At 40.4% G+C, this 23708-nt stretch carries 25 protein-coding genes and 1 tRNA gene; all 26 read left to right on the top strand.

Annotated elements, in window-relative coordinates; translation table 11 throughout:
- The first annotated feature begins 75 nt into the window (after positions 1 to 75).
- The 26 genes from LHV68_10295 (at position 76) to dnaA (ending at position 23568) form a co-directional block, all read left to right on the top strand.
- Entirely contained in the window at positions 76 to 1140 is a 1065-nt protein-coding gene (locus LHV68_10295; GenBank protein MCB4792259.1) for a hypothetical protein, read from the top strand.
- A 319-nt stretch (positions 1141 to 1459) separates the two neighbouring features.
- Positions 1460 to 1551: transfer RNA gene (locus tag LHV68_10290), tRNA-Ser, on the top strand.
- Between the two features lie 531 nt (positions 1552 to 2082).
- Entirely contained in the window at positions 2083 to 4458 is a 2376-nt protein-coding gene (locus LHV68_10285) for a sodium-translocating pyrophosphatase (protein MCB4792258.1), read from the top strand.
- A gap of 90 nt (positions 4459 to 4548) precedes the next feature.
- Positions 4549 to 5232 (top strand): DedA family protein, encoded by a 684-nt coding sequence (locus LHV68_10280; GenBank protein MCB4792257.1) that lies wholly within the window; start codon positions 4549 to 4551, stop codon positions 5230 to 5232.
- A 12-nt stretch (positions 5233 to 5244) separates the two neighbouring features.
- Positions 5245 to 6696, top strand: coding sequence for an NADH-quinone oxidoreductase subunit L (locus LHV68_10275; GenBank protein MCB4792256.1), 1452 nt, complete (start codon positions 5245 to 5247; stop codon positions 6694 to 6696).
- Positions 6693 to 8525, top strand: coding sequence for an NADH-quinone oxidoreductase subunit L (locus tag LHV68_10270; protein ID MCB4792255.1), 1833 nt, complete (start codon positions 6693 to 6695; stop codon positions 8523 to 8525). The genes LHV68_10275 and LHV68_10270 overlap by 4 nt, the downstream gene beginning before the upstream one ends.
- Before the next feature lie 119 nt (positions 8526 to 8644).
- Complete coding sequence (locus LHV68_10265) at positions 8645 to 10081, top strand: NADH-quinone oxidoreductase subunit L (protein ID MCB4792254.1); 1437 nt, start codon at positions 8645 to 8647, stop codon at positions 10079 to 10081.
- 148 nt (positions 10082 to 10229) lie between these two features.
- Positions 10230 to 10718 (top strand): hypothetical protein, encoded by a 489-nt coding sequence (locus LHV68_10260; GenBank protein MCB4792253.1) that lies wholly within the window; start codon positions 10230 to 10232, stop codon positions 10716 to 10718.
- A gap of 1 nt (position 10719) precedes the next feature.
- Positions 10720 to 11040, top strand: a complete 321-nt coding sequence (locus tag LHV68_10255; GenBank protein ID MCB4792252.1) for an NADH-quinone oxidoreductase subunit K — start codon at positions 10720 to 10722, stop codon at positions 11038 to 11040.
- 4 nt (positions 11041 to 11044) lie between these two features.
- Entirely contained in the window at positions 11045 to 11377 is a 333-nt protein-coding gene (gene ndhC / locus LHV68_10250) for an NADH-quinone oxidoreductase subunit A (GenBank protein MCB4792251.1), read from the top strand.
- A gap of 119 nt (positions 11378 to 11496) precedes the next feature.
- Positions 11497 to 11973: an NADH-quinone oxidoreductase subunit B family protein gene (locus LHV68_10245; GenBank protein MCB4792250.1), complete on the top strand. Its 477-nt coding sequence runs from the start codon at positions 11497 to 11499 to the stop codon at positions 11971 to 11973.
- 1 nt (position 11974) lies between these two features.
- Entirely contained in the window at positions 11975 to 12424 is a 450-nt protein-coding gene (locus tag LHV68_10240) for an NADH-quinone oxidoreductase subunit C (GenBank protein ID MCB4792249.1), read from the top strand.
- Between the two features lie 103 nt (positions 12425 to 12527).
- Entirely contained in the window at positions 12528 to 13745 is a 1218-nt protein-coding gene (locus LHV68_10235) for a nickel-dependent hydrogenase large subunit (protein MCB4792248.1), read from the top strand.
- A 77-nt stretch (positions 13746 to 13822) separates the two neighbouring features.
- Positions 13823 to 14764 carry an NADH-quinone oxidoreductase subunit H gene (locus LHV68_10230; protein MCB4792247.1) on the top strand — a complete coding sequence of 314 codons (942 nt, stop codon included), beginning with the start codon at positions 13823 to 13825 and terminating at the stop codon, positions 14762 to 14764.
- A complete protein-coding gene (locus LHV68_10225; GenBank protein MCB4792246.1) occupies positions 14761 to 15156 on the top strand; it encodes a 4Fe-4S binding protein in 396 nt (131 codons plus the stop codon). The genes LHV68_10230 and LHV68_10225 overlap by 4 nt, the downstream gene beginning before the upstream one ends.
- Complete coding sequence (locus LHV68_10220; protein ID MCB4792245.1) at positions 15153 to 15668, top strand: hydrogenase 3 maturation endopeptidase HyCI; 516 nt, start codon at positions 15153 to 15155, stop codon at positions 15666 to 15668. The genes LHV68_10225 and LHV68_10220 overlap by 4 nt, the downstream gene beginning before the upstream one ends.
- Positions 15665 to 16117, top strand: coding sequence for a hypothetical protein (locus tag LHV68_10215; GenBank protein ID MCB4792244.1), 453 nt, complete (start codon positions 15665 to 15667; stop codon positions 16115 to 16117). Before LHV68_10220 ends, LHV68_10215 begins: the two co-directional genes overlap by 4 nt.
- A complete protein-coding gene (locus LHV68_10210; GenBank protein MCB4792243.1) occupies positions 16095 to 16613 on the top strand; it encodes a DUF4416 family protein in 519 nt (172 codons plus the stop codon). The genes LHV68_10215 and LHV68_10210 overlap by 23 nt, the downstream gene beginning before the upstream one ends.
- A gap of 100 nt (positions 16614 to 16713) precedes the next feature.
- Positions 16714 to 16851: a 50S ribosomal protein L34 gene (rpmH, locus tag LHV68_10205; GenBank protein ID MCB4792242.1), complete on the top strand. Its 138-nt coding sequence runs from the start codon at positions 16714 to 16716 to the stop codon at positions 16849 to 16851.
- Between the two features lie 54 nt (positions 16852 to 16905).
- Positions 16906 to 17301, top strand: coding sequence for a ribonuclease P protein component (gene rnpA, locus LHV68_10200; GenBank protein ID MCB4792241.1), 396 nt, complete (start codon positions 16906 to 16908; stop codon positions 17299 to 17301).
- Between the two features lie 3 nt (positions 17302 to 17304).
- Positions 17305 to 17547, top strand: a complete 243-nt coding sequence (gene yidD, locus LHV68_10195; protein MCB4792240.1) for a membrane protein insertion efficiency factor YidD — start codon at positions 17305 to 17307, stop codon at positions 17545 to 17547.
- Between the two features lie 2 nt (positions 17548 to 17549).
- Positions 17550 to 19058 carry a membrane protein insertase YidC gene (gene yidC / locus LHV68_10190; GenBank protein ID MCB4792239.1) on the top strand — a complete coding sequence of 503 codons (1509 nt, stop codon included), beginning with the start codon at positions 17550 to 17552 and terminating at the stop codon, positions 19056 to 19058.
- The gene (locus tag LHV68_10185) at positions 19051 to 19701 is read left to right on the top strand and encodes a protein jag (protein ID MCB4792238.1); all 651 of its coding nucleotides are present in this window, start codon (positions 19051 to 19053) and stop codon (positions 19699 to 19701) included. Before yidC ends, LHV68_10185 begins: the two co-directional genes overlap by 8 nt.
- A 198-nt stretch (positions 19702 to 19899) precedes the next feature.
- Positions 19900 to 21315, top strand: coding sequence for a tRNA uridine-5-carboxymethylaminomethyl(34) synthesis GTPase MnmE (gene mnmE / locus LHV68_10180; protein ID MCB4792237.1), 1416 nt, complete (start codon positions 19900 to 19902; stop codon positions 21313 to 21315).
- 1 nt (position 21316) lies between these two features.
- Positions 21317 to 22093, top strand: coding sequence for a 16S rRNA (adenine(1518)-N(6)/adenine(1519)-N(6))-dimethyltransferase RsmA (gene rsmA / locus LHV68_10175; protein MCB4792236.1), 777 nt, complete (start codon positions 21317 to 21319; stop codon positions 22091 to 22093).
- Positions 22094 to 22200: 107 nt separating this feature from the next.
- Positions 22201 to 23568 carry a chromosomal replication initiator protein DnaA gene (dnaA, locus tag LHV68_10170; protein ID MCB4792235.1) on the top strand — a complete coding sequence of 456 codons (1368 nt, stop codon included), beginning with the start codon at positions 22201 to 22203 and terminating at the stop codon, positions 23566 to 23568.
- Positions 23569 to 23708 lie beyond the last annotated feature (140 nt).

Below are 23708 nucleotides of genomic sequence, written 5' to 3'. Positions count from 1 at the left end.
TAACAATATTGTTGCATAAGTTATTTGAAACATCTCTTCGCAATCCGAAGGGAAAAACTTATATGGAGGAGAAGCATGAAAAAAATATTTTTTGTTGCAGTTTTATTGCTTGTAATTGCTTCAACTGTGATAAGAGCTGAAAATAAGATTGAAACCAAGTTTTCTGGTGTAATTTTTGTGAATTATATGATGCTTACTTCAGAATTTGCTAAAGGCGGTTCAGCTGCCAAAAATTTTAATAGCTTTGATATCAGCCGCGTACAGCTTGGCGCCAAGTCAAAATTCTCGGAAAACGTAGGTTCTTTCATACAATTCGAAGCAAATATGTATTCATGCGACAGCATGAAGAATCAATACACAGATAACATAGTCTACCTTAAGCAAGCATACCTTGAATACAAGGAACTTTATCCGAACGGGACACTTTTATTCGGGCTAATCCCCAGCGCTTGGACCGGATTTGAAGAATCGATGTGGAAAAACCGTTTTGTAGAAAAATTAAGCGCAGATGAAGACCTTTCAGTCCCGACCACTGAAAGAGGCATAAAAGTAAAAGGGAAAGTTTCGATAGCCGATTATGAGGCGATCGTCATGAACGGCGAAGGCAACAAAGTCGCTTCAGGAAGCGGTGGAGCTTTCAATAGCGCTACTACTACAGAAGTTAATCAATATAAAGATGCTGCATTAAGAGTAGCTGTCAGTCCTTTTGATTCAGAAGACCTGAAAGGAATAAAGATAAACGGATATATCCAGCAGGGGTGGGGCGCAATTGTAGATATAAAAAGAAACCGTTTATTTTACGGTGCATCCTATGAAGCGACAAAACTCAATGCAATGGCTACTTTGTATACCACTGAAGGGAATGGAGCATCACTTACAAATCCAAAAGGCTCTGGTTTATCTATTTTCGGCAATTATACTTTCATGGACACAAAATATGTATTTGCGCGCTATGATTCCTGGGATCCTAATAAGGATGTTTCAAATAACGCATACTCTAGAATCATCCTAGGTATAGGCCAAAATATTGTTGACAATGTAAGGGTTGCTCTTGCCTATAGCGCTATAACTCAGGAATTGGAATCCTCATCAGCAAAAAATCAAGGAATAGCCTCCGCCAACGTAGAAGTGAAGTTCTAGTAAGAACATTAAGCAAGCTTTATTATGGAAAACTGCCGCTATAGTTTTACAGCGGCAGTTTTTTTGTTCTCCCGTTTCTGTTGATTACGTTTGATAACTTGATTTAATCCAAATATTTTGATATGCTGTCGAAGATATTCATTGGTTTATCATTTCATTTTGGCAAAATCACTTGTTTTCGTAGCGAGAATTTAGATTTTTGAGCAAAACGACGGAATTTGAGGTGCTGCGTAGCCGCCGGCTACGTGAAACTGAAAATTCCAAAGTTGCAGCCAAAAATCCAAATTTGCAGTAGAAATAAAAGTGGTTTTGCCAAAATGGAGAGGTCGCATAGTTGGCTTAGTGCGCTGGTTTGCTAAACCGGTGTACGGGTTAATCCCCGTACCGAGGGTTCGAATCCCTCCCTCTCCGTTTTTTATCATCAAGGGATTCGAAAGAATCCTGACCGAGCTTTCAGCGAGGAAATGCCACAACCTCTAAATGTGTTATAAGAAGCGGCCTCCCTCTCCGTTTTTTATCATCAAGGGATTCGAAAGAATCCTGACCGAGTTTTCAACGAGGAAATGCCGCAACCTTTACAATGTTATAAGTAGCGGCCTCCCTCTTGTGGTTTTTCTGCTTTTTGTTTGGAAACTTGACTTTATCTTTAAAATATTATAAAAGATTATATAGTTTCTTTGATATTTAGTGTTTAAATAATACTTTATATATAATTTTTGGACAAACAATATAAAACATACCTGATAACCCGAAATTCTACACATTAAGAAATTAGATTAATAAATTAGTAAATTTAATCTATCAAATCGGTTATTGGCAATAGTAATGCATACAGAGTTGTATCATTAAATAGTGTGATACAACTTTTTATATTACTAAAAACTATAAAACCTCATTTAAGAAAAAATGTGGAAAAGCCAAAAAGGCTACAGGAGAATATTAATGTTTAAAAAATTAACCCCCGTATTAGCAGTGCTTATTTTAAGTATTTCAAGAGCCTTTGCCGGAGAATCCGACCTTATACTGCCGGATTTAAGTTCAGTAAATTTTTTGGGCGTCGATGGGAAAACACTCCTGATGTACGGGCTTCTTTTGTGCATTTTTGGGCTTTTATTCGGTTTTGTGCAGTACCTGCGCACAAAGAGCCTTCCTGTACACAAATCTATGAGCGAAATATCTGAGCTTATCTATGAAACCTGTAAAACTTACCTTATCACCCAGGGCAAATTCATAATATTGCTTGAGTTTCTGCTTGCTATAATAATAGTAGTGTATTTCGGCTGGCTGAGGCATTTTGAAACGTATAAAGTCTTTATGATAGTTGTTTGCAGTGTAATCGGGATATTGGGAAGCTACAGTGTCGCCTGGTTCGGTATGCGTATCAACACCCTGGCAAACTCGCGCTCTGCTTTTGCGAGTTTAAGAGGAATACCTTTCCCGACATTTGCTATACCTCTTCGGGCAGGTATAAGCATAGGAATGCTCCTTATAAGCATAGAACTGTTTGTGATGCTTTGCATCCTTTTGTTCATAGACCCCGCCTATGCGGGGCCTTGTTTTATAGGGTTTGCAATCGGAGAGTCCCTTGGCGCATCCGTACTAAGGATAGCCGGCGGGATATTTACAAAGATCGCTGATATAGGCTCTGACCTTATGAAAATAGTCTTTAATATAAAGGAAGACGACGCAAGAAACCCGGGAGTTATAGCGGACTGCACGGGTGACAACGCAGGCGATTCTGTAGGGCCGACAGCTGACGGTTTTGAAACATACGGGGTTACAGGAGTTGCTTTAATATCATTTATAATCCTTGCTGTAAAAGATCCGGTTATCCAGGTCCAGCTTCTGGTCTGGATATTCGTTATGCGCCTTGCGATGCTTGTGGCAAGCGCCCTGTCCTACGGGATAAACTCATGGCTGTCAAAATTGCGGTTTGCAAAAGCAGAGAAGATGAACTTTGAAACCCCTCTTACCTCGCTTGTCTGGATAACATCCTTAGTTTCTATCGGCCTTACATATTTAATATCTTACTTAATGATACCCGGGCTTGGGGACGGGACTCTGTGGTGGAAGCTTTCATCTATAATCAGCTGCGGGACCATAGCAGGCGCACTCATACCTGAACTTGTAAAGATCTTCACGTCTACGGAAAGCGCTTTTGTAAAGAACGTTGTTATATCCTCACGTGAAGGCGGAGCGTCTTTGAACATACTTGCAGGTTTTACTTCTGGAAATTACAGCGCTTACTGGATGGGCTTAACCATTGCGTTTCTTATGGGTATAGCATACGGAGTCAGCACGCTGGGACTTGGCGCTCTTATGATAGCGGCTCCGGTATTTGCTTTCGGCCTGGTCGCATTCGGATTTTTAGGAATGGGCCCTGTTACGATTGCGGTTGATTCATACGGACCTGTTACAGACAACGCACAATCGATCTATGAACTTTCTTTGATAGAAACTATACCAGGAATTAAAGAAGAAATACAAAAAGATTTCGGGTTCACGCCTGACTTTGAACGCGGTAAACACCACCTTGAAGCAAACGACGGTGCAGGAAACACTTTTAAAGCTACTGCAAAACCCGTACTTATAGGTACAGCTGTAGTAGGTGCAACAACCATGATATTTTCGATTATAGTCATGCTTACCAGCGGCCTTACCCAGTCTATTGAAAACCTTTCCATACTTTATCCCCCGTTCCTGCTCGGCCTTATAGCAGGAGGTGCAACGATATACTGGTTCACAGGCGCGGCAACGCACGCAGTTACAAGCGGTGCATATAAAGCAGTGGAATTCATAAAAGCCAATATAAAGCTTGACGGCGCCGTAAAAGCTTCAACCGAGGACTCAAAAAAAGTGGTCGAAATATGCACCAAATACGCTCAGAAAGGAATGCTGAACCTGTTTTTAGTAATATTTTTTACTACTCTTTCATACGCATGCCTTGAACCGTTCTTTTTTATAGGTTACCTTATATCTATAGCAATATTCGGATTATTTCAGGCTATATTCATGGCAAACGCAGGCGGCGCCTGGGACAATGCTAAAAAAATAGTTGAAGTTGACCTGAAGGAAAAAGGCTCCGAACTCCACAAAGCAACTGTAATCGGTGACACAGTAGGCGACCCGTTCAAAGACACTTCATCCGTAGCCTTAAATCCGATAATTAAATTTACTACATTGTTCGGGCTTCTTGCCTTAGAACTTGCGATAGAATTAAATAGAACTTTATCTTTAACTCTTGCAGTGATATTCTTCTTAGTCGCCGCAACATTTGTTGTAAGGTCATTTACGGAGATGAGAATAAAACCAGAGTAGAGACCACATACTTCAGACTACAGACCACAGACTAAAGATAACTAAAAGGTTTTTTAAAGTCTGTGGTCTGTAGTCTCCGGTCTAATGTTTATGATTAAGTACATAATAGGTTTATTAAGCACTTTTATCATCTGGATAATATCCCTGCTCGGGTACTGGGGGATCATACTTGCCATGGCGATAGAAAGCGCCTGTATTCCTCTGCCCAGCGAGGTCATAATGCCGTTCGGCGGATACCTCGTTGTTACAAAAGTATTCGGCTCTATCCACGGTGATATTATAGCTATTTTTTATGTGGCGCTTGCCGGAGCTTTCGGCTGTGTAATAGGTTCCGTAATAGCATACTGGGTAGGTCTGTGGGGCGGAAGGCCGTTTCTTGAAAAGTACGGCAAGTTCGTGCTTATTTCAAAAGCTGATATTGACAATGCAGACCGCTGGTGCGCAAAGTACGGTAATTTAGCTGTACTTATATCAAGGATGCTTCCTGTAATAAGGACTTTTATATCATTACCTGCCGGCATTATGAAAATGAACTTCAAGATCTTTATAGCATATACATTCATAGGGTCTTTACCGTGGTGTTTTATCCTTGCCTGGATAGGTTATAAGATAGGTCAGAATGTTTCTACGATCATAGAATGGACAAATGCGATAGAAACAAAATTAGGCAAGTTCATGCATATAATAGATGCATTTATAATATTGGGCTGTATACTATTGGCGGTTTGGTTCTTGAAAAAACATCTGGGTTCAAAAGAAACAAAACCTATTTAACTAACAAATAATATGAATTTTTCAAATAACTTTTTATTATTGTCCATAATATTCGTTCCTGTTATCGGGTCATTTATCCTGCCTGCGTTAGGCTGGGCTTCCGAGCGTTTGAGGAATTTATTTGCGCTCCTTTTTGTTTTGCTTTCCTTGGTATTCTCCTTTGCTCTTATCCCAACGGTTTTTGGCGGAAACACCATTACGATAACAAAACTTCTTCCTTTGGGCATGAACTTTGTACTGGTGGCGGACAAGCTTGCGGTTTTTATGGCCATAGTTTCATCGCTCATCGGCGCGGTAATAGTTTTCTACTCTTTTGAATACATAAGCCACTACGAGAACCGCAACGAATACTATTTTTTGGTCGTTTTGTTTCTTGGCTCTATGATGGGCATAGTTTTCTCCGGGAATTTGATATTCCTCTACACGTTCTGGGAAATAACAGCTATTGCTTCGTACAGATTGATAGGGTTTTACAGGGAACCGGACGTTGTCCTTAAGGCCGACAAATCTTTCCTTGTGACAGTTTTCGGTGCGCTGGTAATGCTTATCGGTTTTATCGGGATCGGGCAGATCACAGGTTCGTTTGACTTATCCGTAATACGGGATATTTTCAAATCAACGCCTTTGCCGAACCTTCTGGTTTTGCTTATACTGTTCGGGATATTTTCAAAATCTGCAACTTTGCCGTTTCACACCTGGCTCCCGGACGCAGGCGTTGCGCCTTCGCCTGTAACGGCTTTACTTCATGCTGCGGTCCTTGTAAAGATAGGGGTGTATGTTTATGCGCGGCTTTTCCTTGCGACTTTTACCGTGCCGGAGATCTGGCATACCATAGTCCCCTTAGTGGCTGGTTTAAGCGCTCTTGTTTCAGCAGGCGCTGCTATGGTAGACACTGACATAAAAAGGATAATAGCTTATTCGACTATCAGCCAGATAGGTTTTATATTCCTTGGCCTGTCTGTAGACAACGAAATGGCAGTAGCAGGCGGGCTTTTATACATACTGATGCACGGCCTTGCAAAAGGCGGGCTGTTTCTTTCTGCAGGTATAATCGAGCAGAGCACAAAAGTTAAAGATATAACTAAGCTTGGCGGGCTTGTTTCAAAGCTTCCTGTAACGGCAGCAGCTTTCATACTCTGCACATTTTCTATAATGGGCATTCCCCCTTTCGGCGGGTTCTTCTGCAAGTATATGGTGATAGCAGGAGCTATTTCAAGCGGGCATTTTTATATAGCGCTTGCTTTTATGGTGGGCGCTTTTATGACCCTGATATATCTTTTAAGGCTTTTTACTCTGGTATTCCTGGGGGAAGTTAAGACCGAGCCTGTCCACGGTGAAACATCTATCATGGTTTCAAGTGTTGTCATTTTAGCGTTTCTTTCGCTTGTTTCAGGTATATCTATTTATTATATAGCCGGGCCTGTACAAAGTATAGCTTCTGAACTTATGGGGATAATAAGATGACCGTTAATATTTTAATATTATCTATAATAATACCTGCTATTTTTGGAATAATCGCGTTTGTATCCGTAAGAAAACTTTCTTTTCTTAAAGAGCCCGCTGCTCTTATTGCGACTTTCTTGAACCTTATATTTGCCATCGCTATGTTCGGCAAAGAAATTACGTTAAACCTTCCGTGGGGCGGGTACGGGTTTGATTTTAATTTACGGCTTTATCATTTCAGCGCTTTTATAATCCTTGCATCAAGCGGTTTTAGTTTTCTTATAACTTTATATTCCGCCGTGTTCATGAAAGGCAAAAATTATGCAAACCAGTTTTATTCTTACCTTCTTTTGTCTGTCGCCATGGTAAACGGGGCTGTGCTTGCAGATAACCTGGTACTCCTTCTTTTCTTCTGGGAAGCGCTCCTTTTAACGCTTTTTGGAATGATCCTAATAGGCAGCAAAGATGCCCACAAAACTGCGGTAAAAGCTTTAATAATAGCCGGTATAACAGACCTCTGTATGATGTTCGGAATAGCTTTAACATATTATATAGCAGGTACTTTTACTATTTCCAAAATATCCATTGAACCGCACGTCCTTGGAAGCATAGCTTTTGTGTTTCTTATGATAGGAGCTATCTCAAAAGCCGGTTCCATGCCGTTCCACAGCTGGATACCTGATGCAGCTGTTGATGCGCCTCTTCCTTTCATGGCATTTCTTCCTGCATCGCTTGAAAAACTGCTCGGCATATATTTCTTAGCGCGGATATCACTTGACATGTATAAAATCAGCATTACCTCTCCTTTAAGCATGCTCCTTATGGTCATCGGAGTAACAACCATACTTCTTGCGGTTATGATGGCTTTAATACAGAAAGATTTCAAAAAACTGCTTTCATACCATGCCATAAGCCAGGTCGGATACATGATACTCGGCATAGGCACAGCGCTCCCAGTAGGTATAGTGGGCGGTATCTTTCATATGATAAACCACGCCATGTATAAAAGCTGCCTGTTTTTGACGGGCGGGTCAGTTGAAAAACAGGCTGGGACCACAGAGCTTAAAAAACTTGGCGGTCTAGGTGCAAAAATGCCGGTTACGTTTGTTTGCTTTATAATAGCTGCAGCTGCCATATCAGGCGTTCCGCCGTTTAACGGGTTTTTCTCGAAAGAACTTGTATATGACGGCGCTCTTGAACGCCACTGGCTGTTTTACGCTCTTGCTCTTCTTGGCTCGTTCTTTACCGCAGCATCGTTCTTAAAGCTCGGCCATTCGGCGTTTCTCGGGAAAATAAGTGAAGAGAACAAAAACGTAAAGGAAGCGCACTGGTCAATGCTCGTTCCCATGATAGTCATCGCTTCTTTCTGTGTCCTTTTCGGGCTTTATAACTCTCTTCCCATAAACAAACTTATTACACCTATCATAGCTCTACGGCTTGAAGGGGCTCACCACAGTTTCTCCGGCATGCCGTCAAATGTTTTACTCATAATACTTACTCTTGTGACCCTTGCAGGCGCACTTTTAAACCACCTCTACGGAGTAAAGAAGTCCGGTTCGGGGCTTGGCGCTTCAGATCATATACACTATGCTCCGGGTTTGTCGGGCATATATGACAGGGCGGAGAAAAGGTTTTTTGACCCGTATGATATAGGTCTTAAACTGGTTGACGTATTTAAAACGGTATCATTTTATATAGACAGGTTAATAGACCTTGTCTATAACAGGATATCCGTTGACACAACGTACTTTTTTGCAAGGAATGTCCAGTATTTACACGGCGGTAATTATTCGGTTTATCTGGCTTGGTCTCTTGTCGGGATAATTTTAATGACAGTGCTTTTGATTTAATGTTATATAACAGATTTATTGCAAATTGCAAAGTGAAAAATGCAAAATGCAAATTTAATATAATTCTCCATATAATTTTTTATTTTGCAATTTGCATTTTTAATTTAAGGTGGTATTAGATGCCCGTATCGTTCTTACTTGTACTTGTTCCCTTATTATGCGTTATTTTTGCTAATATGCCTCTTGGCAAGGCGGTAAAAAAGTTATTGTTTTATTTTGTTCTGCTTTTTTCGCTTGCACAAGTCTATCTTGTGGTTTGTTACAAAGACCTGCTGACAAACGGAACAATATACAGCCTTACCCCTGTTTTTAAGGTCAGCCTGGCCATAGATAGTTTGAGCCTCCTTCTTCTTCTTACTATACCGATAATAACTGTCTGTGCGCTTTTTATCGGCTGGTTCACTATAAAAGATGAGGTGCAGAAATACGATTTTACAAGTATGCTGCTTATGTCCCTAACGGGAATGAACGGGCTTGTCATGGTAAACGATATATTTTCTATGTATGTCTTCCTTGAGATAGTAGCTATTTCTTCGTTCATTTTAATAGCTTTTTACACGGATATAGGATCGCTTGAAGGAGCTTTTAAATATATCATACTATCAGCTGTAGCTACCATACTCATGCTTACAGCCATAGCTGTTTTTTTCACGGCAGCGGGCGACACTTCTTTTGTTTCTATATCAAATGCGATTAAAGGGTCCGGAAGAAATACCTTCTTAATAGCTGCCATGTCTATTTTTGTAGGCGGGCTTCTGATAAAAGGAGGAATTGCCCCGTTCCACGGCTGGGTAGCCGACGCTTACTCAAGCGCACCGGCCGCTGTATCCGTGCTTCTTGCAGGTATCATTACTAAAGTCGCCGGGATATATACATTGATAAGAATAGTGACCACCGTATTCGGGTTTACTCCCCAGCTTGAAATGATACTACTGTTCTTTGGCGCTTTCTCGATAATACTGGGCGCGCTCATAGCCATGGTCCAAAAAGACATGAAAAGAATGCTTGCTTATTCCAGTATAAGCCAGATGGGATATATAGTTTTAAGCCTTGGTACGGGAACGGCTCTCGGCATAGCAGGCGCGGTATTCCACTTGTTCAACCACGCCATATTTAAAGCCGGGCTTTTTGCAAACTCGGCAGCTGTAGAAGAAGCTGCCGGGACAAGGGATATGGACAAGCTCGGGGGCCTTTCATCAAAGATGCCTGTTACTGGTTTTACTTCTCTTGTTTCTTCGCTTTCAACAGCAGGTATTCCGCCGCTGTCCGGGTTTTGGAGCAAGCTTGTCATAATCATCGCTCTCTGGTCAAGCGGCCACTTTGTTTATGCTATAATTGCCGTGCTTGCAAGTTTATTAACACTTGCATATTTTCTTTCGATGCAAAGGCGGGTATTTTTCGGTAAATTAAAAGAAGAGTACAAAGATATAAAAGAAGCGCGCTTCGGGGTGATATTTCCTGCGATAATGCTTTCGCTTATAACTATAGGCGTCGGGATATTTTTTTTCTACGTGCTTGATACGTTCATGCTGCCGGTTAAAAGTATATTGGGATAGAAATAATAATTTCGAATAGGCAATTCCGAATTTCGAAAAACATAAAATAGCCGAACAGCAAATTATAATACAGTAGTTTGATTTTTGAATATTTGATATTTCAGTTTTTTTCGGATTTCGTGCTTCGGATTTCGGATTTGAGGTATTAATGTATATAGACCTGGTATTATTAAGCTTATTGACGTTTTTTTCTATATGGGCCGTTATGAGAGGAACCCTCTTGCGCGCTGCGATAGCGCTTGCATTGGTGAGTATCATACTTTCAATAATAATGTTCCGGCTCGGCTCAGCCCTGGCTGCGGTATTTGAGCTTTCTGTCTGCGCGGGGTTCATCACGGTCTTATTCATGAGCGTTATAAGCCTTACAAAACCTATGAACTATGTCGAGACCATGGAAATGACAAAAGGAAGGATAAAACGGTTCTGGTACCTTCCTGTAATAGTGCTCCTTTTTTTGGCAGGGCTTTTTTTCTTAAATATTCCCGTGCATTTTAAGGCTCAAAACATAGTTTCTTTAGCCAACGAAAGGGCGGTTTTATGGAACCTGCGCCAGTTTGATTTGTTCGGCCAGGTGGTGGTACTTCTTTTAGGGGTTTTTGGAATAGTTATTTTAATAAAGTCCAGGTTTGAGGAATAATATGGCAATTGATAATGCGGCACTTATGAAACTTATATTGATCTTTGTCCCGCTTCTTTTTATCATAGGGTTTTTTTGTATCATAATAACCCATAACATGATTCGTGCGCTTATCGGGCTTGAGATACTTACAAAAGCCGTTACCCTGCTCCTTGTTTTTGCCGGGTATATCACTGGGAACATGCCGTTCGCCCAGCCGCTGGTTATTACTCTTATTATTATAGAAGTCGTTATAATAGCTGTTACCGCAGGCGTTATATTAAATGTTTTCAAGCATAACAAATCCCTTGATGTAAGGAACTTAAGGACCCTAAAAGGTTAATTATATGATAGATAAACTTCTTTTTATACCGCCGCTCGCTTTTATTTTAATATTAACCGTCAGCTTTATTCTGTCCGCTATATCTTCAAAACTGGCGTTTAAGACAAAAGACCAAAGCGACGAAAAAAAGTCCTGTTATGCGTGCGGCGAAGATATCCCGAAACACAGGATGCAGCCTGAATATACGCAGTTCTTTCATTTTGCGTTCTTTTTTACCGTTATGCACGTGTTCGTCTTAATAATAGCCTGCGTACCGAAGCTTTCTATCGGGTTCGGGAACATAGCGCTGTTTTTTTTGGTGGCTTTAAGCGGGCTTTTAATATTGTTTAGGGACTAGGCCAGCCGCAAAGCGGCTGGAATGAAAATTGCAAAATGCAAATTGCAAAATTATTATTAATAAAAGCCGTTAACCTTAATTTTTCATTTTGATATTTTCATTTTGCATTAGGATTTATTATGGGTTTAGTAAAGAAAATCGTTACCTGGGCAAGAATAAAATCTCCCTGGATTATACATTTTAACACCGGGGCCTGCAATGCCTGCGATATAGAGATAGTTGCTGCTTTAACGCCTGTATTTGATGTTGAGCGTTTCGGTATACAGATCAAGGGTACGCCGAGGCATGCGGATGTGCTTGTGTGTTCAGGCCCGGTCACAAGGCAGATAAAGAACAGGCTTAAAAGGATCTATGAACAGATGCCTGAACCGAAGTTCGTGGTCGCCGTAGGAACGTGTTCATGTTCGGGCGGGGTTTTTGAAGGCTGTTACAATATCCTCGGCGGCATAGATACCGAGATTCCGGTCTCTGTCTATATACCGGGATGCCCGGCAAGCCCGGAAGCTATAATTGACGGCGTTGTAAAACTTCTTGCAAGCCTTGATGAAAAAAAGCCTGAGCCGCAAGATGTGCTTGTCCAAACTATGGAGAAATAATATGTCCAAAGAACAAGATATACAAAAACAATTCATGAATAAATTTGATTTTCTTGAAGGCAAATTTAAAATCGTGAAAAATAAGCGTATATTCCTGGATGTGCCCATAGATAAGTTCTGGAAAGTTATGGGGTATGCGGTGAAGATAGACCAATTTCCCCTTCTTTGCACGATAACAGGCCTTGACCAGGGCGATACCATAGGCTTGGTTTATCATTTGGCGGCTAACGACGGCATGATGCTGAACATTGAAACCAGCATACCAAAAAATAATCCTGTTATAAGGACAATTACCGATATCTATCCGAGCGCAACGCTTTATGAAAGAGAGCTTGAAGACCTGCTCGGAGTAAAAGTTGAGGGGCTGCCTGCAGGAAGAAGATACCCTCTGCCCGATGATTGGCCCATAGGCGACCATCCGTTATTAAAAGACTGGAAACCGAAGAACTAACTCGGTAGACGGGAAACGGGAGAAGGTAAACGGGGCTTTAAAGGTTTTGCTGTAATCGTCTACCATTTACCGTCTACCTTCTACCTGAAGTAAGGAGTTTTATATGGCTAAAGTAACTATTCCAATAGGGCCGCAGCACCCGGCTTTAAAAGAGCCGGCAAGTTTTAATATTACGCTAGACGGCGAAAAGATAGTCCACATGACCCTGAAATTGGGGTACAACCACCGCGGCATAGAAAAGGCTGCGGAGTCCCGGACTTATATACAGAACATTTATCTCTTAGAAAGAGTCTGCGGTATTTGTTCTCATTCACATTCCAGCTGTTATGTGCAATGTGTCGAAGACATAGCTGCGTTAGAAGTGCCCAAACGGGCTCTTTATATACGCTCTCTCGTAGGAGAGCTTGAAAGGCTTCACAGCCATCTTTTGTGGCTTGGCGTAGCGGGCCACGAGGTCGGGTTCGATACTCTTTTGATGTACACCTGGCGCGACAGGGAAATAGTGATGGACCTCTTAAGCATGCTTACCGGGAACCGCGTGAATTATGGCATAAACACTATAGGCGGAGTAAGAAGGGATATAACAAAAGACCAGATAAAAGATATCCTTGTAGCCGTGGATAAACTTGAAGAGGAAACAAAGTATTATGCGCAGGTCGCTACCCAGGAAGTAACCCTTGCAAAAAGGCTTTCAAGGGTAGGAAAACTTTCCCATGAAGACGCAGTTAAACTCGGCGCTGTAGGCCCTACAGCCAGGGCTTCAAATGTTGACAGGGACATTCGCCGCGATGACCCGTACGCCGCATACGGTGAAATATCATTTAAGGTAATAACAGACAATCATAACGATGTTTACGGCAGGACTTTAGTAAGGATAGGCGAACTTCTGGAATCGTACAATATGATCCGGCAGATAGTAAAGAATATTCCTGACGGGCCTATTACGGTTAAAGCTCCCAGAAGGATACCTGTTGGTGAGGCTGTTTCAAGGTGCGAAGCGCCAAGAGGAGAAGATATGCATTACATAAAATCAAACGGCAGCGATAAACCCGAAAGGGTCAAAGTCCGCGCTCCTACTCTTGCAAACGTACAGGCCGTAGCAAAGATGCTTGAAAACGGGTACCTGGCAGACGTACCTATAGTTATAGCAGCCATTGACCCGTGTTTTTCATGCACTGACAGGACAACGATAGCTGTAAAAGACGGTAAAAAAACCAGGGGACTCATCGAATGGAAAGACTTAAGAAAATACAGTATCGAATGGTACAAAAAAAATGAAGGGATAGACTTATCAAAAATAAAATTGCAAAATGAAAAATGAAAAATTGCGGGACATATTAAAAAAGTCAAGGTTTACATTTTGCATTTTGCACTTTTCAATTTGCAATGGTTACTGACATGATTAATCAATTATTTGAGATTTTTATATTTCCGGGGTTTCTTTTCCTGGGCACTATAAGCTTTATCGCAGAATACCTGGACAGGAAGTTCTACGCGAGGTTACAAAACAGGGTAGGGCCTCCCTGGTTCCAGCCTGTTGCTGATTTCATAAAGCTCCTTGCCAAAGAAGAGATAATCCCGGCTGATGCCGAACCGAAAATAATCAAGATTTTGCCGGTCGTTTCTTTGAGCTCTGTAATCACGGCTTTTCTTTACATACCTTTATGGCATACAAAGGCATTATTTGCTTTTAACTGCGATATTATTGTAATAATCTATCTGCTCACTATCCCGACCCTTACTTTTTTCCTTGCCGGCTGGTATTCAACTTCCATATACTCTATGCTCGGCGCCGTGCGCACCCTAACTCAATTGTTTGCCTATGAAGTGCTCTTGTTCTTAAGTATCTTAAGCCCTGCTCTTTTAGCGGATACCTGGACTTTAAGCGCTGTAACGGAATTTTATTCTAAAAACCCGTTGTTATGCCTTTTAAATATCCCTGCTTTTATTATTGCAGTGATATCGGCTCAGGGCAAGCTTGAAAAAGTGCCTTTTGACATACCCGAAGCAGAGACTGAAATAGTAGCGGGAACGTTCACGGAATACGGCGGGAGGCTGCTTGCACTGTTTAGAATGACTATAAGTTCCGAGTTAATAGTCATATCAGCATTACTTGCCGCAGTATTTTTCCCGTTCGGATTAGGCTTTAATCCTGTTATCGGTTTTTTGATATTTTTATTTAAAATGCTTATTATGATAGCGATACTTGCGATATTCCGTACAATCGTTGCGCGTTTGAGGATAGACCAGATGGTGGAACTTTGCTGGAAAGTCCTTGCACCGCTTGCGATCCTTCAGCTATTCTTGAATTTGATAATAAAAGAGGTCTTTTTAAAATGATACGCCCGGGCAGGATGTTCCTTAAAGTCATATGTTCTTTTTTCAAAAAGCCGGCTACTTCCATGTACCCTTTTATAAAAATTGAAAAACCGGCCAAATTCAGGGGAAAACTTAAATTTTACCAGGAAAGGTGTATCGGCTGTAAATTATGCATGAAGGACTGCCCAAGCAATGCCATCACGATCGTAAACGTCGGACAGCCCGCGGCTCAAAATGCGGCAGGGGCAGAACCTCAAAAACCGGCAGAAAAAAAATTTGAAGCTATAGTTGATCTTGATAAATGCCTTTATTGCGCCCAATGCGTTGATTCCTGCATGAAAAAAGCCCTCGAGGCAACAAGAGAGTTCGAGCTTGCTTCCTTAGACCACAAGAAACTTAAAGTAAAAATATGAAAATAGCTATGAACCTAAGCAAGATACTTAAAACCAGGTTTTTTGGCGCCGAAAAAATCGCCGTCCTGGCCATAGGTTCAGAGCTGCGTGCCGACGATGCCTCAGGCATGCTTGTCGGACAGGAACTGGGCAGTAAATTAAGAAGGTCAAAAAAACTCTCAAGGCATGTAAAAATATTTTTGGGGAACACTGCCCCTGAGAACCTTACCGGAGAAATAAAAAGCTATAAGCCTTCGCACCTGGTGCTTATAGATTCCTGCGAGCTCGGGAAAAAACCCGGGACAATAGGCCTGATCGATCCGGATATGGCCGCAGGCATATCTTTTTCAACCCATCAGCTTCCTTTAAAAATATTAGTCGATTATATGAAGAGGTCTTTAAATTGTAAGGCTTTTATCCTCGGCGTACAGCCTAAAGTTTTAAAATACGGGCATAAGCCTTCAAAAGAAGTATTAAAAACCTCTAAAGAGCTTGCAGCAGTACTCTTTAAATCCATACAGAGTGTTTTATGAAAATCCCCAGCCATCTAATTGTTTCAAGTGTTTTTAGTTCCGGCGTTTATGTTATAACTAAATCGCCTGTCATTTCTGTTTCTTCATTTGTCGCAGGTATATTCCTTGACCTCGACCATTTAATAGATTATTGGAGGCAGTATCCGGGGAGCCTTGACGTCCGTCATTTTATCGAAGTTTGCGACAAATACAGGATTAAAGTATTAACTCTTTTCCTGCATTCTTATGAGCTTCTAATTGTTTTTGCCGTAGTGGTCTATCTGACTAAAAGCCCTTTGCTCTTAGGCTTAAGCCTAGGGCTTGCACAGCATATATTCCTTGACACGATAGGGAACAACTTAACCGAAAATTCTTTGTCTTATTTTTTTATTTACAGGTGGTATATTGGTTTTGATTACACCAAGGTATTTGATACGGAGAAGGCCCATGGGCAGGATAACAACTTATAAACCTGTAAAGTTATTTATCGGGATGATCTCAAGGTCAAAAGACCTTATTGAAAAAACTGAACCGTTTTTAATATCTAACTGGGGTACAATGGATATTAAAAGCCCCGTTGTACCGTTTGATTTTACTGATTATTATGCAAAAGAAATGGGCACCGGCCTCCTCCGGCAATGGGTAGGTTTTGAAAAGCTTATTGAGCAGGAAGAGCTCTCAAATGTAAAAACAGAAACAAACAATATAGAAAATAACTTTTTAAACAGCTCAAACAGGCAGATCAACCTTGACCCGGGATACCTTGCTTTGTCAAAGATAGTGCTTGCTTCAACCAAAGATTATAGCCACAGGATATACTTAAAAAATGGGATTCATGCTGAAATTACAATGATTTATCAAAACAAACAGTTTACCCACCTCCCCTGGACATACCCGGACTATAAGTCAGCCGCGGCAGCCAAATTCTTTGTGGATTTACGCCAGATCTATACCGGTCAAATGTAAACTTTATTTTATTTTCATTCGCCAGTTTATATTTGACACTTGAGCTATTATTGTGTATAATTAAGCCCACATTTTGACAAATTCAAATTAGAGGGTATATATGGTTAAACGTACATTCCAGCCGAACGTTCGGCGCAGAAAAAAAGCGATCGGGTTTAGAGCCCGGATGAGCACAAGCGGCGGCCGCGGAGTTTTAAGCCGTAGAAGATCTAAAGGCCGCAAGACTTTATCTGCTTGATGATTGTTTTTATGCTCCCGTTAGATGTTTCTATGAAGATTAAACACATCAAAAATGTCTTTTAATGATAATATAAACAAGGATCTAACGGGGTTTACTTTTAGATATAAAGAAAGGCTTCACAGCCAGAAGGATTTTAAACAAGCTATAAGTTTAGGCCGGAAGCTGGTTCATCCGGCTATTTTTATATACATTTACAAAAGAAAAGATTCTGAAGGTTTGACAAGGCTGGGCCTTGTAACAAGCGGTAAACTGGGTATCGCTGCGCACCGCAACAGGTTAAAAAGACGGCTTAGAGAGATCTTCAGATTGAACAAATACAGTATGGCCCGGGGCCTGGATATTGTTTTTATCCCTAAAAAAGATGCCATTGACCTGAATTTTGAAAAACTGCGTGACCTTGTCTTAGGTTTACTTGAGAAAGCACAAGCTTTTGAAAAAAGAATATAAAAAGTGAAAAGAATATTACTTTACATTATTACCGTTTATCAGAAAATTTCAAGCATAGGATTTGCACACTGCAGATTTTATCCGAGCTGTTCTTGCTATACGCATGAAGCTGTAGAAAGATACGGCGTATTGACCGGTACTTGGCTTGGGTTTTTAAGGATATCCAGATGCCACCCTTTTTCTAAGGGAGGCGTTGACCCTGTACCGGAAATCAAAAAATGTAATAACTTTTCGATCAAAATATAACCATGGAAAAAAACACTTTTTTAGCTATAGTTTTATCAACTTTATTCCTTATTCTATGGTGGACATTTTATCCGCAGCAGCACGCAGTAGCGCCCCAGCCTTTGAGCAAAACCGAGCAAGCCAAGGAAACCCAAGGACAGCAAAACATAAAACCGGAGCTCCTCAGCCAACAACCAAAAACACCTGTAAAAGAAATAGCTGAAAAAGAAATTACTATAGATACAAACAAATACCATGCGGTATTTACAACCAGAGGCGCTGCTATAAAGCACTGGGTACTAAAAGAGAATATGTCCAGAAGAATAGATCTTAGCTTATCTGAAGACCTTTTAATGTTCTCTACATTCAATGATATTAATTTTGAAATCGTTGAGCAGACACCAAAAAAAATAATTTTTGCCGCACAACTTCCCCAAAACAAGAAAATAACAAAAACCTATACTCTTTCTGATACATATATCCAAAACTTAAAAATAGACACTAATACCCCTTTCAAAATACTTATCGGCCAGGGGCTTGGTACAGACGAAACGGATAAGGATGAGAACATAAAATTAACACGTGCTTTAGCATATCCTGTTGACGCTTTAAAAAAGATGGAAAATTTAAAAATCGGAGAATATGACTTTCCCGGTTATAAATGGGCTGCTTTAGATAACCGGTATTTTTTATCTGCAATAATCCCAGAAAATGATAAAGGTTTTGACAAAATAATTGTATCTAAAAGCGGCAAAAAAGAGCCTCCTTCTTTAATATTGTCTAAAGAGAAGTTTTCAGGTGACGGGACTGTTAGTATTTCCGTGGATTTTTATCTCGGTCCGAAATTGCTTAGCTCTTTAAAAGCTTTGAATATAGGCTTTGAAAATACGATTGATTTCGGGATGTTTGGCTTCTTAAGCAAGATCGCTTTGGAAGTTTTAAACTTCTTTTACCGTTTAACAGTTAATTTTGGCTGGTCTATAATACTTTTAACCGTAGTTATTCAGATAATAGTTTTTCCCCTGACTATAAAAAGTTTTAAAGCTCAGGCCGCTATGAAGAAACTAAACCCGATGATAAAAGAAATACAGACAAAATTTAAGAGTGACCCGAAAAGGCTTAATATAGAAATGCTAAATGTGTACAAGACCCAGAAGGTAAATCCCCTGGGCGGCTGTCTGCCGATGCTGCTTCAGATCCCTATTTTCTGGGCTTTATTCAATGCCTTAAGAACAACTTACGAATTGCGGGGTGCTCCCTGGATATTCTGGATAAAAGACCTGTCAGTGCATGACCCTTACTATATCCTTCCTGTCGTAATGGGCATAGGGATGCTGTTCCAGCAGAAGATGGTCTCTGTAAGCGCTGACCCGACACAGGCAAAAATGATGTATTTAATGCCAGTGGTGTTTACTTTTATGTTCTTAAAATTTCCGTCAGGCCTTGTATTGTACTGGCTTACAAACAGCATGATATCTATGATAGAACAATATTTTATTATGTTACGCCAAGAGGAGGTAGGTAATGTCTGAGATAGAAATTGAAGGTAAAACCATAGAAGAAGCTATAGAAGAAGGGCTCGGGAAACTCGGGGTTTCTAGGGATAAAGTAGACGTCAAGATATTAAATGAAGGGGCTACAGGTTTGTTCGGCCTAATGGGTAATAAGCCAGCCAGAGTAAAACTCATTATAAAAGGTACTTCTGCATCCGGTGTGGACTATGCGCAGGCACAGGAAAAAGCAAAAGAGTATATCGAGAATATAATAAAATTTATGGGGCTTTCCTTTACAAAGATAGATACATCTCAAACAGACGAAGGGGTGCTGGTAAACGTTAAATCTACTGACAGCAGGTTTATAATCGGCAAGAACGGGCAAACGCTCGATGCTTTGGAACATGTCTTGAACCTCATGGTGAACAAGAATGAAGAGACCAGGACAAGAATAATCTTTGAAACAGAGGGTTACCGTAAACAGCAGGAAGAAAGGCTTAATGCAATGGCAGATAAAGCTATAGCGGAAGTAAAACGCACGGGTAAACCCTACAGGTTTGAACCGATGTCCTCCAAGGAACGAAGAATCATACACATTTCTTTAAAGAATAGCACCGATATTGAAAGTTTTTCTGAAGGAGAAGGCGCCTTCAGGAAAGTGGTCATTAAACTGAAAAAATAACTTCTTGCTGTTTCCAATATAACTACCCATTAAGCAAGTTAAGGCTGCTAAAAGCATTTTAACTTAAATACAAAATGAAAATTGTAAAATGTAAAATTGTTGTATCCCGCTTTGCGGGATAATTTAATAGTCCCGCAGAGCGGGACACCTTAATTTTTCATTTTTCACTTTGCATTTTGCACTATCGTTTCCTCTTCTATGTATCAAAATTCCACAGATACCATAACCGCAATATCTACTCCTCTTGGGCAAAGCGGCCTCGGTGTAATTCGTTTAAGCGGGCCGGATGCTGTCAGGATCATCGAATCGTTTTTTAAGCCTGCGGCTGACAAACCTGCGGTTGACAATCCAATTTTCGCAGCAAGGTCCCATACCCTGCATTACGGTTTTATTCGCGACAAAGAAAGACTTATTGATGAAGTCGTTGTAGCCGTATTTAAAGCACCGCATTCCTATACCGGAGAAGATATTATAGAAATATCCGCTCACGGAGGGCCTATTGTTTTAAAGGAAATATTAGCGCTTTGCCTGGCAAACGGCGCCAGGCTTGCTGCCCCGGGTGAGTTTTCTTTCAGGGCATTTGTAAACGGCAGAATGGACCTGACAAAAGCCGAGGCGGTTCAGGACCTTATAGCAAGTAAAACTGTTTTAGCAGCACAGGCAAGTATAAACCAGTTAAAGGGAAGTCTTTTTGAGAAGATCAGTTCCTGGCGAAAAAAGATAATAGGCCTCCTGTCCGATATTGAGGCCTCCCTTGACCATTGTGAAGAAGAAATAAAGTTCATTACTGATAAAGAAATAGCAGCTGTCATAAAATATTTAATCCAAGAAATTAACGTCATAGAAAAATCAGCTTTAAAAGAAAGCTATTTAAGAGACGGTTTAAAGGTTTCCATAATAGGAAAACCGAACGCTGGAAAATCGTCTATTTTTAATGTTCTATTGGAAAAAGAAAGAGCTATAGTTACCGAATACCCCGGGACAACAAGGGACACTATTGAAGAAACCATCGATTTAAAAGGTATACCTGTCGTAATAACAGATATGGCCGGGTTAAGAGAAAAAGCCCCAGATCCGGCGGAAAGGATCGGGCAGGAAAGAGCTAAGGACTGCATCAAACTTGCAGATATGGTCTTATGGATCTTGGATTCTTCAACTGAACTAGGGCCGGAAGATAAATATATCTGGGACATACTTTCCCCTTTAAAAGACAAAAAGAGCGTGGTTCCTGTTTTAAACAAGACAGACCTGCCTTTAAAGCTTGATGAAACAGAGTTAAAAAAGATTTTTTGCCGGGAAATGAAGGTGATTAAACTATCGGCACTAAAAAAATCCGGTTTTGAACAAATAGAAGAGGCTATTCTTGCAAATTTTAAAAAAGACAATAATCTGGCCGATGAGCCGTTCCTGCTTAATGAAAGGCATCTGGACGCTTTAAGATCGGCTAAATCTGATTTAAATACTGCCCTGACTTCTGTCAATACAGGCGAAAGCGAAGAGCTCATAGCTTTTAATCTGAGGGAAGCTTTGAATCATCTGGGCGAGATATCCGGAGAAAATATAACAGACGAAATCCTTGAGAATATTTTCTCAAAATTTTGCCTAGGCAAATAATATGCGCCAGCCAAAAGGCCAGAATTTTTTAATCGATAAAGATACGGCAATAAAGATCGTTAACGCTGCAAGCCTTGGGCCAGACGATAATGTAATTGAAATAGGGCCGGGAAAAGGGATCTTGACTGGCTTTGTTGCCCCCAAGGTTAATTCTCTTATTTCAATAGAAATTGATAAAAAATTAAGTATACGTTTAAAAGACAAATTCAAAAATATTAATAATGTAACTATTATAAATGAAGATTTCCTAGATTATAAAATACCTGACCGGCCGGGCAATATAAAATTAGTAGCAAACCTTCCTTATTACATAGCAACTGCAATCCTGCAAAAGCTTTTACCCCAAAAGACCTGGACTACCGCAATATTTATGGTCCAGAAAGAAGTCGGGGAACGGATAGTGTCCGGCAAGGACAACAGCGCGTATGGCTTTTTATCAATATTCTGCCAGTACTATGCAGAGTGCCGCATATTATTTAAGTGCAGCCCCGACTTGTTCTTTCCAAAACCTTTGGTCGATTCTGTAGTTTTACAAATAACCAATAAATTTCCCCTAGAGCCGGACATCGATTTATTTAAAGTAGTAAAGCTTTCTTTTTCCCAAAAAAGAAAAACCATCCTTAATTCCCTTTCAAATGCTTTAGCTTGCGAAAAACCCGCTATTTCAGCTGTCTTAAAACAAGCCGATATTGATCCCACCTTGCGGCCTGAAAACCTTTCAATAGATGCTTTCAAAGACTTGACTTTTCTGTTAAAAAAATGTAAACTTTTGAAGTAATTGAAATACAGTAGATAATAAAATATGGTAAAAATATAGATTTAGAAAATAAAATAAATCTAGTAATAAAAGTTATACACATTTGTGGATAACGTTGGGGATAACATATGAATAATGTGGAAAAGCTATGGAAAAAAGTTGTGGAAAACCTGCAGGGCCAAATGAGCCAGGAATCCTTTAATTTGTGGATAATTCCTTTAAGGCCTATTTCAGCAGAAAATGGAAAATTCTTGCTTCAGGTTCCGAACAAATATTTTTCTGATTGGATAAAGAATTACCAAAAAAACAATATAGAAAAGATCCTCAGCGAAGAAATACAGGGCGATGTAAAGTTAGAGTTCCAAGAGATGCAGGACCTTACATCTATATTAAAAAAAGTCGAAGATATCCTGGAACCTGCTGTACCTCAGCATGCTTCAAAAGAGTTTTCACAGGAACAGTTTAATCCGAAATATACGTTCGATAATTTTGTCGTAGGAGCATCGAACCGTTTTGCCCACGCTTCCTGCGAAGCTGTCTCAAAAATGCCCGGCAGGCAGTTTAACCCTTTGTTTATATACGGCGGGGTCGGCCTTGGCAAGACGCACCTTCTGCACGGTATAGGCAATTATATATGTAAAAACAACCCTTCTTTGAGAGTCCTTTATGTAACAAGTGAAAAATTCATCAACGAATTCATAGATTCTCTTAGGTTTGAAAAACCGGCTTCTTTCAGGAACAAATACAGGAATGTCGACTGCCTTTTGATAGATGATATACAGTTTTTGGTAGGGAGACAGAGTTCTCAGGAAGAGTTCTTTTATACTTTTAACACTCTTTATGATTCGAAAAAACAGGTAGTCATTACATCCGACAGGCCGCCCAAAGAACTTCCCACTCTTGAACCCCGCTTGATATCCCGTTTTGAATGGGGTGTTATAGCTGACATACAGCCGCCGGATCTTGAGACAAGGATAGCTATTTTACGAAAAAAAGCTGAAGCGGAGCATTTATACATACCTGATGATGTCATTTTATATATCGCGACACAGGTCAAATCAAATATCAGGGAACTCGAAGGGTCGCTCTTAAGAATAACTGCTTTTTCTGCTTTTACCGGGACCCCTTTGACAGTAGACTCTGTACAAAAAATATTAAGGGATGTAGTACGGCCGCCTGAAGATGCAATGCCTATTACGATAGACAGGATACAAAAGATAGTAGCAAAGCATTTTAACCTTGATGTAAAAGATATGAAATCAAAAAAACGCACAGATGCGGTGGCTTTCCCAAGGCAGATAGCGATGTATCTGGCAAGGACCTTGACCGATGAATTTTCTACCACAGAAATAGGCGAGGCTTTCGGCGGCAAAGACCATACCACTGTCATGCATGCCTGTAATAAAATAAAAGCCAGAATGGGCAGTGACCCTTATTTTATAGCAAAGATTAACCAGATCAGCCAGGAAATTCGTACGGGAAAAGATGTGGAGTAGTGTTTATTTCTGTGCGCAATAAAAATATCTGTGTATATTGTGAATAGATTATAATTATTATACACATGAAGTTATGCTTTAAGTTCTTTAAGGTTTCCTATATACAGTACAGTTTATAAAATGCCGGATAAAGTTATAGA

The organism is Candidatus Liberimonas magnetica (assembly GCA_020523885.1).
Lineage (GTDB): Bacteria > Elusimicrobiota > Endomicrobiia > Endomicrobiales > JAFGIL01 > Liberimonas > Liberimonas magnetica.
The sequence above is the reverse complement of the archived record's forward strand: the minus strand, read 5'-3'. Positions and strand labels throughout refer to the sequence as shown.